Genomic DNA, 15,933 nt, shown 5'->3' with positions numbered 1-15,933 from the left:
CCTTAGCCCACTCGACCGGGCCACACCACTGGTTACCGGCGGGTAACAAGGGCTATCGTGCGGTCAACAAACGTCTACTGATGGAGCATTCGTGGCCGCACCAGCAACGCCGCTTGCGCCGAACGCGCGAGGGGTACGCAACGTCGCCTTCGTCGAGGGGGTACGGACCCCCTTCGGCAAGGCCGGCGACAAGGGCATCTACGCCGGGACCCGCGCCGACGACCTGGTCGTCAACGCCATCCGGGAGCTGCTGCGGCGGCACCCGGAGCTGCCGCCCGAGCGCGTCGACGAGGTGGCCATCGCCGCCACCACGCAGATCGGCGACCAGGGCCTGACCATCGGCCGCACCGCCGCGCTGCTCGCCGGGCTGCCCAAGTCCGTGCCGGGCTTCGCCATCGACCGGATGTGCGCCGGCGCCATGACCGCCGTCACGACCACCGCGTCCGGCATCGGCTTCGGCGCCTACGACATCGCGATCGCCGGTGGCGTCGAGCACATGGGCCGTCACCCGATGGGCGAGGGCGTCGACCCGAACCCGCGGATCATCGCCGACAAGCTGGTCGACCCGACCGCGCTCGTCATGGGCCAGACCGCCGAGAACCTGCACGACCGGTTCCCGGACATCACCAAGCTGCGCACCGACACCTACGCCGCGCGCAGCCAGGAGCGCTACGCCGAGGCCGTCAAGACCGGCAAGATCGGCCCCGAACTGGTCCCCGTCGCCACCCGTTCGAAGGAACTGGGCTGGGGCCTGGCCACCGAGGACGAGCCGCCGCGGCCCGGCACCACGCTGGAGACGCTCGCCGGGCTGAAGACGCCGTTCCGCCCGCACGGCCGGATCACCGCCGGCAACGCCGCGGGCCTCAACGACGGCGCGACCGCGTCGCTCCTGGCCGACGAGGACACCGCCCGCGAGCTGGGCCTGCCGGTCGCGATGCGGCTGGTCGGCTACTCCTTCGCGGGCGTCGAGCCCGAGGTCATGGGCATCGGCCCGGTGCCGGCGACCGAGAAGCTGTTCAAGCGCACCGGCCTCTCCATCGACGACATCGGCCTGTTCGAGATCAACGAGGCCTTCGCCGTGCAGGTGCTGGCCTTCCTCGACCACTTCGGCATCGCCGACGACGACCCGCGCGTCAACCAGTGGGGCGGCGCGATCGCCTGCGGCCACCCGCTGGCCTCCTCCGGCGTCCGGTTGATGACGCAGCTCGCGCGCCAGTTCGCCGAGCGGCCGGACGTGCGGTACGGCATCACCACCATGTGCATCGGCATCGGCATGGGCGGCACCGTGATCTGGGAGAACCCGGCCTTCGAGGGGGCGAAGTAATGACTTTCACCGCTGAAGAAGCGAAGGCCGCGTTCCCGGACGAGGTCGTCACGAACGCCGTCACGCGGCTGGTCAAGGTGCCCGGGCTCGAGAAGCCCGTCGCGCTGATCACGCTCGACAACGGCCACGACCACACCCGGCCGAACACCTTCGGCCCGCAGGGGCTTGTGTCTCTGAACGTCGCGCTGGACAAGGCCTTCGAGGCCGAGCCGGCCGCGATCGCCGTCACCGGCAAGCCGTTCATCTTCGCCGTCGGCGCGGACCTCTCGGGGGTCGAATCCGTGAGCGACCCGAAGCTGGCGCGCGAGATCGCCCAGACCGGGCACGACGTGTTCCGCCGCCTCACCGAGACGAAGATCCCGACGTTCGGGTTCATCAACGGCGCGGTCATGGGCGGCGGCTTGGAACTGGCGCTGTCCTGCCACTACCGGACGCTCTCGGAGAACACCGCCGCGATCGCGTTCCCCGAGGTCTTCCTCGGCCTGTTCCCGGGCTGGGGCGGCACGCAGCTGCTGCCGAACCTCATCGGGCCGGACGCCGCCGTCACGGTGATCATCGAGAACGCCTTGGCGCAGAACAAGATGCTCAACGTCAAGAAGACGGCCGAGCTGGGCATCGTCGACGCCGTCTTCGGCTCGGCCGACTACCTCGAGCAGTCGCTGCTGTGGCTGGCTCGCGTGGTCAACGGCGAGATCACGCCGGCTCGTCGTGAGATCGACCGCGGTGCCGAGTGGGACAACGCCATCGCACGCGCCAAGTCCCTTGTGGACGGACGCACGCACGGCGCCTCGCCGGGCGCGACCAAGGCCGTCGAGCTGCTGGAGCTGGCCCGCGAGAACGACCTCGACCGCGGGTACGCGGCCGAGACCGACGGCCTCGCCGAGCTGCTCATGTCCGACGTCCTGCGCGCCGGGCTGTACTCGTTCAACCTGGTCAACAAGCGCGCCAAGCGCCCGGCCGGCGCGCCGGACCGGAACCTGGCGCGCAAGGTGAACAAGGTCGGCATCGTCGGCGCCGGCCTGATGGCCAGCCAGCTCGCGCTGCTGTTCGTGCGCCGCCTCAAGGTGCCGGTCGTCCTGACCGACGTCGACCAGGCGCGCGTCGACAAGGGTGTCGGGTACGTCCACGACGAGATCGACAAGCTCCTGGCCAAGAAGCGCGTCTCCCCGGACGGCGCCAACCGGCTCAAGGCGCTCGTCTCCGGCTCGCTCGACAAGGCCGCGTTCTCCGACGCCGACTTCGTCATCGAGGCCGTGTTCGAGGAGCTGGGCGTCAAGCAGCAGGTGTTCGCCGAGCTGGAGCAGCACGTCTCCCCCGAGGCGATCCTGGCGACCAACACCTCGTCGCTGTCGATCACGGCGATGGCGTCGAAGCTGCAGCACCCGGAGCGCGTGGTCGGCTTCCACTTCTTCAACCCGGTGGCCGTGCTGCCGCTGCTGGAGATCGTCCGCGGCGAGCAGACCGACGACGCGTCGCTCGCGACGGCGTTCTCGGTCGGCAAGCAGCTCAAGAAGTCCAGCGTGCTGGTGAAGGACGCCAGCGCGTTCGTCGTCAACCGGCTCCTGCTGCGCTTCCTCGGCGAGGTGCTGGTGGCGGTCGACGAGGGCACGCCGTTCGAGGTCGCCGACGGCGCGCTCGAACCGCTCGGCCTGCCGATGTCGCCGCTGACGCTGATGCAGCTCGTCGGCCCGGCCATCGCGCTGCACGTCGGCGAGACGCTGCACGAAGCGTTCCCGGACCGGTTCACGGTGTCCGACAACCTCGCGAAGTTCGTCAAGGCGGGCAAGAAGGGCGTCTGGGTCTGGGACGACCAGGGCAACCAGTCGGCCGACCCGGAGGTCGTCGAGCTGTGGACCCAGGGTGACAAGCCGTCGACGGCGGAGCAGGTGCGTGAGCGCGCCCTGTCCGCCATCGCCGAGGAGATCCGGATCATGCTCGACGAGGGCGTCGTCGCCGAAGCGCAGGACATCGACCTGTGCCTGATCCTCGGCGCCGGCTGGCCGTTCTGGAACGGCGGCATCACGCCGTACCTGGACCGCTCCGGCGTCTCCGAGCGCGTGAACGGCAAGCCGTTCCTCGCCCCGGGCGTCGCGTCGGTCCCGGCTTCCTAGTATTCGCCCTCACGAGGGCACTTCGGCGGCGGCGCAGTGAGTTTCAGCTGCGCCGCCGTCGCGTTCAGGTCGCTGACCCGCACCTGGTCGGCGTGCGTGAAGCGGGCGTGCAGCTCCCGCGCCCAGGCGTCCAGGTCCGTGCCGGGCACCGCGAGCAGCGACACCGACGCGGGCAGGTCGTCCGGCCGCGTCGCCTGCAGCAGCTCGGCCTGGTCCTTGAAGATCTCCTTGAACCGCGCGTACGCCTCCGCCTTGGTCTGGACGAACACCCGCCGCGCCTTCGGGTCGCCGTGGAAGGTCTCCGCCGCCGCCCGCATCTCGTCGTCGCTGCGGAAGTAGACCGCGACGGACGCGCACAGGTTGTGCCCGGCCAGCGGCACCGGGTTCGTGTCCACCGGCAGGTCGGGCGGCCGCAGCAGCGTCGCGACGAAGAACGCGAGCCCCACCCCGGCGGCCAGCGCCACGACGACGACCGGGACCACGATCCGGACCAGCGACCTCGGGTTCTCCGCCACGCCGGAGATCACAGCACACCGAGGCCGTCGTTGGCCGCCGGGACACCGTCCGTTCACCGGCACGGCTTAACGTCCCCGCCCGTGACCACCGACAGACGCCGGTTCCTGAAGGGCGCGGGCCTCGCGGCCGCGGGCATCCCCTTCGCCCCCTCCACCGACCTCGACCTGGGCGCGCTGTTCGGCCGCGACCGGTACCAGTGGCTGCCCGGCGACCACCACACGCACAGCCAGTACTCCTACGACGCGATGTACCGGATCGACCAGATCGCCGCCGGCGGGCGCGCGCACGGCGCGAACTGGATCGTCTTCACCGACCACGGCCACGCCGAGCACGAACGGGCGTCCGTCGAGCCGACCGCGAAGGACTTCACGGCCGCGCGGCGCCGTTATCCCGACCTGATGCTGTGGCACGGCATGGAGTGGAACGTCCCGGGCGCCGAGCACGCGACCGTCTTCTTCCAGGCCGGCGACCAGCAGGCCGCGAAGCTGCGCGAATTCGAACGGTCCTTCGACTGGCGGCTCACGGATTCCGAAGGATCGTCGCCGGAAAACGAAGCACTCGCGCTGAAAGCGTTGCGCTGGCTGGCCGCGGAGGAACGCGCGCGGCGGATCCACGCGCCGGTCGTGCTGATCAACCACCCGCTGCGGAACGGCCGGATCGCGCCGCACGAGCTGCGCGCCTACCGCGACGCCGCGCCGGACATCGTGATCGGCATGGAAGGCGCGCCCGGCGCGCAGGCCGACGGCTTCCCGAAGCCGCTCGGCAACGGCGGCGCGCGCGGCGGGTACATCAACGGCCCCGGCCCGAACTCGTGGCCCGGCTACCCCGCCGAGGCGTACCGGACGTTCGGCGGCTGGGACTGGGCGACGGCGAAGGTCGGCGGGCTGTGGGACTCGCTGCTCGCCGAGGGCAAACCGTGGTGGATCACCACGAACTCCGACTCGCACTACAACCGCGGCGACACGCTCGTCCGGCCGCCCGTGCCCGGCGACTGGTACGACACCACGGGCAAGTTCCCGGACCCGGTCGACTCCGGCGTCCCGCAGCTGCTCGCGCCGTACGCGGACTTCTACCCCGGCGAGTTCAGCCGCACGTACGTCGGCGTGAAGCAGCGAAGCCTCGAAGGCGTCCTGGACGGCCTCCGCGCCGGGCGGATCTGGCTGACCCACGGCGGTCTCGCGCAGGAGCTGGAGGTCGGCGTCCACGGCGGTGGTTCTTCGGTGACGCTCGGCGGGCGGCTGCGGGTACGCCGCGGCACGAACGTCACGCTGGTGGTCAGCGCGCGGCTGGCGTCGCGGCCCAACGGCGGCGGCGCGGTGCCGCGGCTGGCCCGCCTGGACGTCGTCGCGGGCCCGGTCACCGGCCCGGCCGCCGACCGCGAGACGGCGGCCGCGCCGGGCACCCGCGTGGTGAAGTCGTTCGAGCCGCGCTGGGCCCCGGGACGGCAGGTGGTCTTCCAGCACACGTTCCGGAACGTGCGCGAGCCGTTCTACGCCCGGGTGCGCGGCACGGACGGCCGCGCCGGCGGTTTCGAGCCGACCCCGGACGTCGTCGGGCAGGCGAACCCGTTCGAAGACCTGTGGCTGTACACGAACCCGATCTTCGTGGACGTGCACTAGAGCGGGCTAGTGCACCGGCAGGTGCACCGTCACCGCGAGGCCGCCGCCCACGATCGGTTCCGCGGCCACGCTTCCGCCGTGGGCCGCGACCGCCGCGCGGACGATCGACAGGCCCAGCCCCGCGCCGAAGCGGGCCGTGCGGGCCACGCCCGCGCGGCGGAACGGCTCGAACAGCTCCGGCACCGCCGCCGGGTCGACGAGCCCGCCCGAGGACCGCACCCGCAGCACCGACCACTGCGGGCCCGGCTGGGTGAGGACGTCCAGCCAGCCGTGCTCGACGTTGTGGCGCACCGCGTTCTCCAGCAGGTTGCCCGCGATCCGTTCCAGCAGAGCGGGATCACCGAACGTGGGCGCCGGCGCCACCGTGAACGACGCCCGGATGCCGCGCTGCTCGGCCTCGACGCGGGCCGAGCGCCAGGCGCGGTCGACGACCACCGCGAGGTCCACCGGCTCGCGCACGCCGAGGCCCGCGCCGTCCGTGCGGGCCAGCAGCAGCAACGAGTTCACGAGCTGGCCGGCGCGTTCGGTCGCGTCGCGGACCACGCCGCCCATCCGGCGCAGCTCGGCGACGTCGGCCTCCTCGTCCGCGAGCGTGACGTCCAGTTCGGTGCGGATCACCGACAACGGCGTCCGCAGCTCGTGGCTCGCGTTCGCGACGAAATGGCGCTGCGCGTCGAACGCGGCCTGCAACCGGTCGAGCATGTCGTCGAAGGTGCCGGCCAGCTCGGCCAGCTCGTCCCGCGAGCGGACCTCGCCGATCCGCTCCCCCAGCGACTCGACCGACAGCCGCCGCGCCGTGCCGGTGATCTCGCGCAGCGGCAGCAGCACCCGCGAGGTGAACGTCCAGGCGAGGATCGCCGCGGCCGCCACCACCAGCAGGAACGCCAGCGAGCCGAACAGCAGCATCCGGTTGCGGGCGTGCACGCGCAGGTGCTCGGCGAGCGTCGACGCGTCGACCTGGACGCCGTCGACGACCACGGTGCTGCCCGGCGGCATCTGCGGGACGGCGTCGAGCGAGTCCCGCACCAGCGTCCAGGCCAGCCAGAGCAGCAGCAGGCTGACGGCGGCGACCAGCACGGTCGCCAGCAGGGTGATCCGGGCGCGGAGGCTGCGGGTGCCCGGCAGGTTCACGCGCGGGGCGTGCCGGGCTCCGGCACCCGGTACCCGGACCCGACGACGGTCTCGATGATCCCGGGCTCGCCGAGCTTCTTGCGCAGCGTCATCACGGTGACCCGGACGGTCGTGGTGAACGGGTCGGCGTTCTCGTCCCACACCCGCTCGAGCAGTTCCTCGCTGCTGACCACCGAACCTGCCGCCGAGAGCAGCACCTCGAGGACGCCGAACTCCTTGCGGGTCAGCTCGACCGGCCCGCTGGCGCGGCGCACGGTGCGCTTCGCCGGGTCCAGCTCGACGTCGCCCGCGGTCAGCAGCGGCGGCGCGGCCGGGGTGGCCCGGCGGCCCAGCGCCCGCACCCGCGCGACCAGCTCGGGGAAGGCGAACGGCTTGGCCAGGTAGTCGTCGGCGCCGAGCGACAGCCCGTCCACCCGGTCGGACACCGAGCTGCTCGCGGTCAGCATCAGGACCCGGGTCAGCTCACCGGACGCGACGATCTCGCGGCACAGCTCGTCCCCGGACATCCCGGGCAGGTCCCGGTCCAGCAACACGACGTCGTACCGCGTGACGGCGGCCTTCTCGTGCCCGTCGTCACCCGTGAGCGCGACGTCCACCGCCATGCCCTCGCGGCGCAGGCCACGGGCGATCGCGTCGGCCAGGGGTTCTTCGTCCTCGACTACCAAAACTCGCACCGCACCACAATCCCATATTTTCCTGAGAGTGCCCTTTAAGGACTATGTGCGTCGGGTGTGGTCCAACGGAGCGCGAACCACAGCCGCATACGGGTCTCCGGGTCCGCCAAATCCACGTCCAAAGCGCGCTCCACCTGCGCGATCCGGTGCCGGACGCTGTTGCGGTGCACGCCCAGCGCCGTCGCGGTCGGCTCCCAGCCGCCGTGGTGGGCCAGCCACGTGCGGAGCGTCGGGACCAGTTCGCGCTCGCCCGCCCGGTCGAGGGCCAGCAGCGGGGCCAGGGCCTGGGCCGCGAACTCCCGGGACGCACCCGGCGCCACCAGGGCGTCGAAGTCGAGCGGGCCGCCGCCGGCGACCACCGGGCGGCCGAGCACCGCGGCGCGTTCCAGCAGCAGGTCCACCTCGGCGACGGCGCCGGCCAGCCGCTCGGCCGGGACCGGCGACCCGGCCGCGGCGAGCCAGCCGTGCGTGCGCAGGTCCTCCAGGTCCCCCGGATCGGGACCGGTGATCGCCACGAACCGCGGCCCCGGCCGGACCTCCACCAGCGGCGTGTCCAGCCGCGCGCGCAGCCAGTCCGGCCGCAACGCCACCTCGCCGGGCCCGCGGCGGTACGGCGTCCCGGCGACGAGCCGGCAGACGTCCGTGCCGAGCACCACCCGCGCCACGCCCTCGGCCGACGCCTGCCCGAGCAGCAGCCCGGTCGCCGCCGCGCCCAGCTCGGCGGCGTCCGAGCCGGCCCGCCCGACCAGGCCGAGCAGGGCCGCGCCGACGGCGAGGATCGCGCGGTCGCCGCCGTCGAACCGGGCGGCGCGGCCGGTGACCACCAGGTGCGACGCCGTCGCCTGCGGGTACACCGGCTGGACCACCACCACATCGCCGCCGGCCAGCTCGGTCGTCGCGCTGCGGATCCCGCTGCCCGCCCGCACGGTCGCGACGAGCTCCCGCACCTCCGGCGGCAACGGCGTCGGCGCGTCGTGCGCCGACGCCAGCACGTCCCCGGCGCCGACCAGCGCGACCCACGACCGCAGCCGCGCCGCAAGCGCTTCCGTCAGCTCGCCGAGCCCGCCGCCCGCGGCCCGCGTCAGCGCCTCCCGGGCCGCGGTGATCCGGCGTTGCTCCCGCAGGCCGGCCTCGGTCAGCGCGACCGAGACCGCCCGGTTGATCGCCAGGAACGGCGTCCGCGGCGGCACCACCAGCAGCGGCAGCCCGTGCCGTGCGCAGGCCCGCCGCAACGGCTCGGGCAGCGTCTCCGACACCGTCGGCGTGAGCCCGAAGCCGAGTGCCGTCACGCCGGCCTCGCGCAGCCCGCGCGCGTACCGGTCGACGTCCTCGGGCAGGTTCACCCCGGCGGTGAGGATCAGTTCCTGCCCGATCAGGTAGGGCGCGGGGTCCCGCAGCTCGCTGACGTGGGCCCAGCGGACCGGGGCGTCGAGCGCGCCCGGCCGGAGCGTCTCGCGGACGACGTCGAGCGCGAGCTCCCGGTTGCCGACGACCGCCCGTAACGGGACAGTCACCTCGGTGGACGCCGGATCCAGGTTCTGGGTCATTTCATCTCCGCGAGCGTTGACAATGAGATGAATCATCCCATCCTCACCGGCCCGCGCCCGAACCTACGGTGGCCCGAACACCACCAGCACAACGCCAGAGGAGGCAGCCGTGACCGGGGACTACGCGGTGATCGCGCTGTACATAGCCGGGATGCTCGGGGTCGGCTGGTACGGCCTCCGGCTCGCGAAGACGAAGTCCGACTACCTGGTCGCCGGGCGGCGGCTGGGCTGGTTCATGTACTCCGGCACGATGTCGGCCGTCGTGCTCGGCGGCGCGTCCACGGTCGGCGGCGTGAAGCTCGGCTACACCTACGGCATCTCCGGCGCCTGGCTGGTGCTCACCATCGGCGTCGGCATCCTGGTGCTGCACGCGGTGTTCGCGCGCCGCCTGGTGAAGCTCAAGGTCTACACCGTCGGCGAGATGCTCGACCTGCGCTACGGCGGCAACACCAGCGCGGTGTCCGGCGTCGTGATGTGGGGCTACACCCTGATGCTCACGGTGACCTCGACGCTGGCGTTCGCCACCATCTTCAAGGTGCTGTTCGACCTGCCGAACTGGGCGGGCATCGCCGTCGGCGGCGCGATCGTGGTGCTCTACTCGGTGCTCGGCGGCATGTGGTCGATCACGCTCACCGACATCGCCCAGTTCGTCATCAAGACCATCGGCATCCTGGCGATCCTGCTGCCCGTCGCGATCAGCTCGGCCGGCGGCTTCAGCGGCATGAGCGAGAAGCTCGACGCGAGCTTCTTCAGCTTCACCTCGATCGGCACGGACACCATCGTCACGTACTTCGTGATCTACACCTTCGGCCTGCTCATCGGCCAGGACATCTGGCAGCGCGTGTTCACCGCCCGCACGCCGGCGATCGCGACGTCCGGGGGCATCACCTCCGGCGTCTACTGCCTGGTCTACGGCGTCGCCGGTGCCCTGATCGGGATGGCCGCGCACGCGCTCTACCCGGACCTCGGCAGCGCGCAGGACGCCTTCGCGACGATCGTCGAGCGGCTGCTGCCCACCGGCGTCCGCGGGCTGGTGCTGGCCGCCGCGCTCTCGGCGATGATGTCGACCGCCAGCGGCGCGCTGATCGCGTGTTCGACCACGACGACGTCGGACCTGCTGTCCAAGCTGGGCCTCAAGAACAGCGAGACCGGCGAGGTGCGCCGCAACCGGATCACCACGCTCGTGCTCGGCCTGGTCGCGATCGGCATCGCGATGATCGTCGACGACGTCGTCAACGCGCTCACCATCGCCTACGACATCCTGGTCGGCGGCCTGCTGGTGGCGATCGTCGGCGCGCTGTTCTGGAAGCGCGGCACCCGCCAGGGCGCGTACGCCTCGATGATCGCCGGCACCGTGTTCGTGGTGACGTTCATGATCATCGACGGCGTCGAGGCCAACACCCCGATCTACTGGGGCCTGGGCGCGAGCCTGCTGGTCTACCTGGCCGTCAGCTTCGCCACGCCCCGCACGTCCGACTCGATCCTCTCCGTGTGGACCCGCCGCCTCGACGGTGAGGACACGCCCGTCCCCAACCCTGAACAGGAGCCTGCCAGTGCCTAACGTCGGTCCGCTCGACTCGTCGCGGATCCCCCGCTACGCCGGTTTCGCGACCTTCGCGCGGCTGCCGCGGATCGACCAGGTCCCCCGCGCCGACGTCGCCGTCGTCGGGGTGCCCTTCGACTCCGGGGTGTCCTACCGGCCCGGCGCGCGGTTCGGCCCGGCGGCCGTCCGCGAGGCGAGCCGGCTGCTGCGGCCCTACCACCCCGAGCTGGACGTCTCGCCGTTCGAAGCGCAGCAGGTCGTGGACGCCGGGGACATCGCGGTCAACCCGTTCAACATCGGCGAGGCGATCGAGGTGCTGCAGCAGGAAGCCGAAGCGCTGACGGCGAACGGGACGCGGCTGGTGACCGTCGGCGGCGACCACACGATCGCCCTGCCGCTGCTGCGGGCGGCGGCCAAGAAGCACGGACCCGTTGCCCTGCTGCACTTCGACGCGCACCTCGACACCTGGGACACCTACTTCGGCGAGCCGTACACCCACGGCACCCCGTTCCGGCGGGCGTCGGAGGAGGGCATCCTCGACACGAGCGCGCTGTCGCACGTCGGCACGCGCGGGCCGCTGTACGGCAAGCGGGACCTCGAAGAGGACCGCCGGCTCGGCTTCGGCATCGTGACTTCGGGCGACGTGCTGCGCCGGGGTGTCACCGAGACCGTGGACGCGCTGCGGCAGCGGATCGGCGACCGGCCGCTGTACGTCTCCGTCGACATCGACGTCCTCGACCCGGCCCACGCGCCGGGCACCGGGACCCCGGAGGCGGGCGGGATGACCAGCCGCGAGCTGCTGGAGATCCTGCGCGGCCTGCGCGACCTCAACCTGATCGGGGCCGACGTCGTCGAGCTGGCCCCCGCCTACGACCACGCCGAGATCACCGCCATCGCGGCCTCCCACGTCGCCTACGACCTGGTGAGCCTGCTGACCTTGGGGAAGAGCGCATGACGGACACCGAACGCATCGGCGGCGACGTCGTCGTCGAAACCCTGCGCGCCCTGGGCGCCGACACCGTCTTCGGCCTGCCGGGCCAGCACGCCCTGGGCCTGTTCGAGGCGCTGCGGCGGGCCGACGACCTGCGCGTGATCAGCGGGCGCGTCGAGAACAACCTCGCCTTCGCCGCCGACGGGCACGCCCGCGCGCGGCTCGCGGCGAACCCCGACGGCCCGGTCCCGGTGACGCCGCTCGTGGTCTCCACCGGCCCCGGCGCGCTGCTGACCTTGGCTTCCCTGCAGGAATCCCGCGCCGCGTCGGTGCCGGTGCTGGGGATCTCCAGCCAGATCCCGGTGGCCGGGCTCGGCGGCGGCCGCCACGGGTACCTGCACGAGCTGCCGGACCAGCAGGCGAGCTTCCGGGACGTCGTGAAGTCGGTGCACGTCGTCCGCCGCGCGAGCCAGATCCCGACCGCGCTGCGCGAGGCCTGGACGTCGGCGTCGACCGCGCCCTACGGCCCGGTGTGGGTCGAGATCCCCCAGGACGTGCTGCTCGGCCCGGCCGGGGTCCCGCCGATCACGTCGGTCTCGGCGGCACCTGCTCCGCTGGCGCCGCTGCCGGAGCTGGTCACCGCGGCGGCGGATCTGCTGGCCACGGCGTCGAATCCGGTGATCCTGGCCGGGGGCGGCGCGCTGCGGTCCGGTGCGCACGCCGAGCTGACGGCGCTCGCCGAGGCCCTGCGCGCGCCGGTGCTGTCCACCTTCGGCGGCAAGGGTGTCTTCGGCTGGGACCACGAGCTGTCCGGGCAGTCGTGGCTGGAGGACTGGCACAGCACGGAGTTCCTCGCGAGCGCCGACGTCCTGCTGGTGCTGGGCTCCGGGCTCGGCGAGCTGTCCAGCAACTACCGCGAGTTCGCCCCGCGCGGCCGGGTCGTCCAGGTCGAGGCCGACCTGGGCAAGCTGGAGTCGAACTACCCGGGCCTGGGCATCCACGCCGACGTCCGGCTCACGCTGCAGGCCCTCCTGGAGTGGGTGCCGATGCGGCGCTCGGACGGCCGGGCGGAGGCCGCGGTCAGTTCGTTGCTGTCACGGGTCAAGTCGCGTTTGGACGGTCAGGACCTGGCGCTGGAGCGCAAGCTCGTCGACGACGTCCGCGCGGCCGTCCCCGAGGGCACGCAGACGTTCTGGGACATGACGATCGCCGCGTACTGGGCCTGGTCGGCGTGGAACCCCGAGGGCGCGCCGATCCACACCGCGCAGGGCGCGGGCGGGCTGGGTTACGGCCTGCCCGGCGCGCTCGGCGGCGCGGCCGCGACCGGCCGGCCGACGCTGGCCGTGTCCGGAGACGGCGGCGCGATGTACGGCCTCGCCGAGCTGGCCACCGCGGTGCAGCACGGCCTGGACGTCACGTGGCTGATCGTCGACGACGGCGGCTACGGCATCCTCCGCGAGTACCTGACCGGTGCTTTCGGGCAGTCGACGGCCACCGAGCTGGCCCGGCCGGACTTCGTGGCGCTGGCGCGGTCGTTCGGCGTCCCCGCGACCTTGTCCACTCTGGACACCGTCGGTGCCGATCTCACCGAGGCCCTGCGCACTCCCGGGCCGTCCGTCGTGGTCCTGCCGGCCCTGCTGAAGATGTTCGAGCCGACCCACCTGGAGAAGTCATGACCCTCGACCTGACCGACCCGGCGACCGGCGAGGTGTTCGGCACCAGCCCGATCGCCACTCAGTCCGATGTGGACACTGCGCTGGACGCCGCCGCGCGGGCGTTCGAGGTGTGGCGGCGCAGCACCCCGGCGCAGCGGCAGCTCGCGCTGCTGAAGATCGCCGACGCCCTGGAGGCGCACGCCGGGGAGTTCGCCGACCTGGAAGTGCGTGAGACCGGCAAGATCCGGTCCGTCGTGCTGGAGGAAGAGATCCCGGAGTGCGTCAGCGCGCTGCGGTTCTTCGCCGGGGCGGCGCGGCAGCTGGAGGGCACCGCGGCCGGGGAGTACACGCAAGGCCACACGTCGGTGATCCGCCGCGAGCCGGTCGGGGTCTGCGCGCAGATCGCGCCGTGGAACTACCCGCTGATGATGGCGGTCTGGAAGATCGCGCCGGCCCTGGCCGCCGGTAACACCGTGGTCCTCAAGCCGGCCGAGACGACGCCGTCGACCGCGGTCCGGCTGGCCGAGATCGCCGCCGAGTTCCTGCCGTCAGGCGCGTTCACCGTGCTGACCGGTGACCGCGACACCGGCCGCGCGCTGGTCAAGCACCCGAGCACGGACCTGGTCTCGATCACCGGGTCGACCCGCGCGGGCATCGACGTCGCCACCGTGGCGGCCGCCGACCTCAAGCGCACCCACCTGGAACTGGGCGGCAACGCACCGCTGCTGGTCTTCCCGGACGTCGACCTCGCCTCGACGGCCGAAGGCATCGTGGGCGCCGCCTTCTACAACGCGGGGCAGGACTGCACCGCGGGCAGCCGAGTGCTGGTGCACGCCTCGATCCACGACGACTTCGTCTCTGCGCTCGCGAAGACCGCTGCCACGCAGACCCCGGGCGTCGACTTCGGGCCACTCAACAGCGCGGCGCAGTTCTCACGCGTCCAAGGGCTGATCGAGCGGCTGCCCTCGCACGCGCGGATCGAGACCGGCGGTGTTCGGCACGGCGACCGCGGGTTCTACTTCTCCCCCACCGTGATTTCGGGGCTGCGGCAGGACGACGAGATCGTCCAGGAGGAGATCTTCGGGCCCGTCATCACCGTCCAGTCCTTTTCGGACGAAGACGAAGGTGTCGCGCTGGCCAACGGCGTCCCGTACGGGCTCGCGTCGTCGGTCTGGACGCGGGACCTCGCGATCGCCGCGCGCGTCTCGGCCGAGCTGGACTTCGGCTGCGTGTGGGTGAACACGCACGGCCCGCTGGTCGCCGAGATGCCGCACGGCGGGTTCGGGCACTCCGGGCACGGCAAGGACCTCTCCGCGTACGCCTTCGCCGAGTACACCCGCGTCAAGCACGTCATGACGAGGTTCGCGTGAGCGCCCGCGTCACGGAGGTCGAGCAGCACGGGATCGCGCCGATCCCGCCCGCCGAACAGACGTCCCGCCCGCGCGACCTGTTCCGGATGGCGTTCGGCGGCGCGAACACGTTCGCCACGATCATCCTGGGCACGCTGCCGATCGCGTACGGCCTGAGCTTCTGGGCGGCCCTGGCCGCGACGGCGATCGGCGTGGTGCTCGGCGGGCTCGTCCTGGCCCCGATGGCGCTGTTCGGCCCGCGCACCCGCACGAACAACGCGGTGTCGTCCGGCGCGCACTTCGGGGTGGTCGGCCGGTGCGTCGGGTCGTTCCTCTCGCTGCTGACCGCGATCACGTTCTTCGCGATCTCCGTCTGGGTCAGCGGTGACGCCGTCGCCGGGGCCGCGCAACGGCTCTTCGGCTTCGACGGCGGCGCCGCGCTGCGGGCGGTCGCGTACGGCGTGATCGCGATCGCGACGCTCGTCGTCTGCATCTACGGCTACCGGTTCATGCTGCTGGTCAACCGGGTCGCGGTGGTGCTCGGCACGGTGATCATGCTGCTCGGCGTCCTCGCCTACGGCGGCACGTTCGACCCGGGGTACGCCGGCACGGGCACGTACGCGCTGGGCACGTTCGGGCCGACGTTCGTCCTCGCGGTGGTCACGGCGCTGGCCAACCCGATCTCGTTCGGCGCCTTCCTCGGCGACTGGTCCCGCTACATCCCGGATCGGTATCGAAAGCGCTCTCTCCTGGCGGCACCGTTCCTCGCGCAGGTGGCGACGCTGCTGCCGTTCGGCTTCGGCATCGCGACCGCGACGCTGGTCGCCGACCCGGCCGACTACATCACCGGCCTGACGGCGATTTCCCCGCTCTGGTACGCGATCCCGCTCATCGTGGTGTCCCTGATCGGCGGCCTGTCGACGGGAACGACGTCGCTCTACGGGACGGGCCTGGACTTCAGCTCGATCTTCCCGCGGCTGTCGCGGGTCCAGGCAACGCTGCTGATCGGCACGCTGAGCGTGGTGTTCATCTTCGTCGGCAACTTCGCGCTCGACATGGTGTCCAGCATCAACGCGTTCGCCACGCTGATCGTGCTGTGCACGTCACCGTGGATGGTGATCATGATGATCGGCTTCGTCCAGCGGCGCGGGTTCTACGACGTCGCGGACCTGCAGGTGTTCAACGAAGGCCGTCGCGGTGGGCGTTACTGGTTCACCCGCGGGGTCAACTGGCGCGCGATGGCGGCCTGGATCCCGGCGACGGCCCTGGGCCTGCTGTGCGCGAACACCCCGATGATCGCGGGCCCGTTGCGCGACATCGCGGGCGGCGTCGACATCAGCCTGCTGGTCACCCTGGGCACGGCGGCGATCGCGTACCCAGTGCTGGTGAAGCTGTTCCCCGAACCACCGGAGGTCTTCGGCTCGGCACCCGCTCCGGTCCCGAGCCTGCTCTCCGCCGAGGTCTGACCCGAGCGCCCCAATGTGGCGTTGGGTGCGTCAGACGCACCCAATGTGGCGTTCGGTGCGTTGGATG

The 15,933-nt window shown here is 72.1% G+C and carries 12 protein-coding genes; 8 read left to right on the top strand and 4 right to left on the bottom strand.

From position 1 onward, the window contains the following. Positions 1–91 precede the first annotated feature (91 nt). Both VA596_RS41250 and VA596_RS41245 read left to right on the top strand, forming a co-directional pair. A complete protein-coding gene (locus tag VA596_RS41250) occupies positions 92–1,324 on the top strand; it encodes a thiolase family protein (RefSeq protein ID WP_323334961.1) in 1,233 nt (410 codons plus the stop codon). Further along, positions 1,324–3,435, top strand: coding sequence for a 3-hydroxyacyl-CoA dehydrogenase NAD-binding domain-containing protein (locus VA596_RS41245; RefSeq protein ID WP_323334959.1), 2,112 nt, complete (start codon positions 1,324–1,326; stop codon positions 3,433–3,435). The genes VA596_RS41250 and VA596_RS41245 overlap by 1 nt, the downstream gene beginning before the upstream one ends. On the opposite strand, the gene VA596_RS41240 is transcribed toward VA596_RS41245, so the two are convergent. Next, entirely contained in the window at positions 3,432–3,950 is a 519-nt protein-coding gene (locus tag VA596_RS41240) for a permease-like cell division protein FtsX (protein ID WP_323334957.1), read from the bottom strand. The genes VA596_RS41245 and VA596_RS41240 overlap by 4 nt on opposite strands. 81 nt (positions 3,951–4,031) lie before the next feature. On the opposite strand from VA596_RS41240, the gene VA596_RS41235 reads away from it, so the two are divergent. Further along, complete coding sequence (locus VA596_RS41235) at positions 4,032–5,570, top strand: PHP domain-containing protein (RefSeq protein ID WP_323334955.1); 1,539 nt, start codon at positions 4,032–4,034, stop codon at positions 5,568–5,570. Between the two features lie 6 nt (positions 5,571–5,576). On the opposite strand, the gene VA596_RS41230 is transcribed toward VA596_RS41235, so the two are convergent. The 3 genes from VA596_RS41230 to VA596_RS41220 are packed head-to-tail and all read right to left on the bottom strand — an operon-like array spanning position 5,577 to position 8,922. Further along, positions 5,577–6,701, bottom strand: coding sequence for a sensor histidine kinase (locus tag VA596_RS41230; RefSeq protein ID WP_323334953.1), 1,125 nt, complete (start codon positions 6,699–6,701; stop codon positions 5,577–5,579). Continuing rightward, the gene (locus tag VA596_RS41225; protein ID WP_285994219.1) at positions 6,698–7,375 is read right to left on the bottom strand and encodes a response regulator transcription factor; all 678 of its coding nucleotides are present in this window, start codon (positions 7,373–7,375) and stop codon (positions 6,698–6,700) included. The genes VA596_RS41230 and VA596_RS41225 overlap by 4 nt, the downstream gene beginning before the upstream one ends. A 35-nt stretch (positions 7,376–7,410) precedes the next feature. Beyond that, positions 7,411–8,922: a PucR family transcriptional regulator gene (locus tag VA596_RS41220; RefSeq protein WP_323334951.1), complete on the bottom strand. Its 1,512-nt coding sequence runs from the start codon at positions 8,920–8,922 to the stop codon at positions 7,411–7,413. A 109-nt stretch (positions 8,923–9,031) separates the two neighbouring features. Between VA596_RS41220 and VA596_RS41215 the strand changes: the two genes are divergently transcribed. Genes VA596_RS41215 through VA596_RS41195 form a run of 5 tightly spaced genes read left to right on the top strand, consistent with a single transcriptional unit; the run spans position 9,032 to position 15,866 of the window. Further along, positions 9,032–10,483 carry a sodium:solute symporter family protein gene (locus VA596_RS41215; RefSeq protein WP_323334950.1) on the top strand — a complete coding sequence of 484 codons (1,452 nt, stop codon included), beginning with the start codon at positions 9,032–9,034 and terminating at the stop codon, positions 10,481–10,483. After that, a complete protein-coding gene (gene speB, locus VA596_RS41210; RefSeq protein ID WP_323334949.1) occupies positions 10,476–11,420 on the top strand; it encodes an agmatinase in 945 nt (314 codons plus the stop codon). Before VA596_RS41215 ends, speB begins: the two co-directional genes overlap by 8 nt. After that, on the top strand, positions 11,417–13,072 hold the full coding sequence (locus VA596_RS41205; RefSeq protein ID WP_323334948.1) for a thiamine pyrophosphate-binding protein: 1,656 nt from the start codon (positions 11,417–11,419) through the stop codon (positions 13,070–13,072). The genes speB and VA596_RS41205 overlap by 4 nt, the downstream gene beginning before the upstream one ends. Further along, positions 13,069–14,421, top strand: a complete 1,353-nt coding sequence (locus VA596_RS41200; RefSeq protein ID WP_323334947.1) for an aminobutyraldehyde dehydrogenase — start codon at positions 13,069–13,071, stop codon at positions 14,419–14,421. Before VA596_RS41205 ends, VA596_RS41200 begins: the two co-directional genes overlap by 4 nt. Continuing rightward, positions 14,418–15,866, top strand: a complete 1,449-nt coding sequence (locus VA596_RS41195; RefSeq protein WP_323334946.1) for a purine-cytosine permease family protein — start codon at positions 14,418–14,420, stop codon at positions 15,864–15,866. The genes VA596_RS41200 and VA596_RS41195 overlap by 4 nt, the downstream gene beginning before the upstream one ends. Positions 15,867–15,933 lie beyond the last annotated feature (67 nt).

This window comes from Amycolatopsis heterodermiae, from assembly GCF_034929455.1.
In the GTDB taxonomy this organism is placed as follows: Bacteria; Actinomycetota; Actinomycetes; order Mycobacteriales; family Pseudonocardiaceae; genus Amycolatopsis; species Amycolatopsis heterodermiae.
This window is presented reverse-complemented; position numbering and strand designations above follow the sequence as displayed.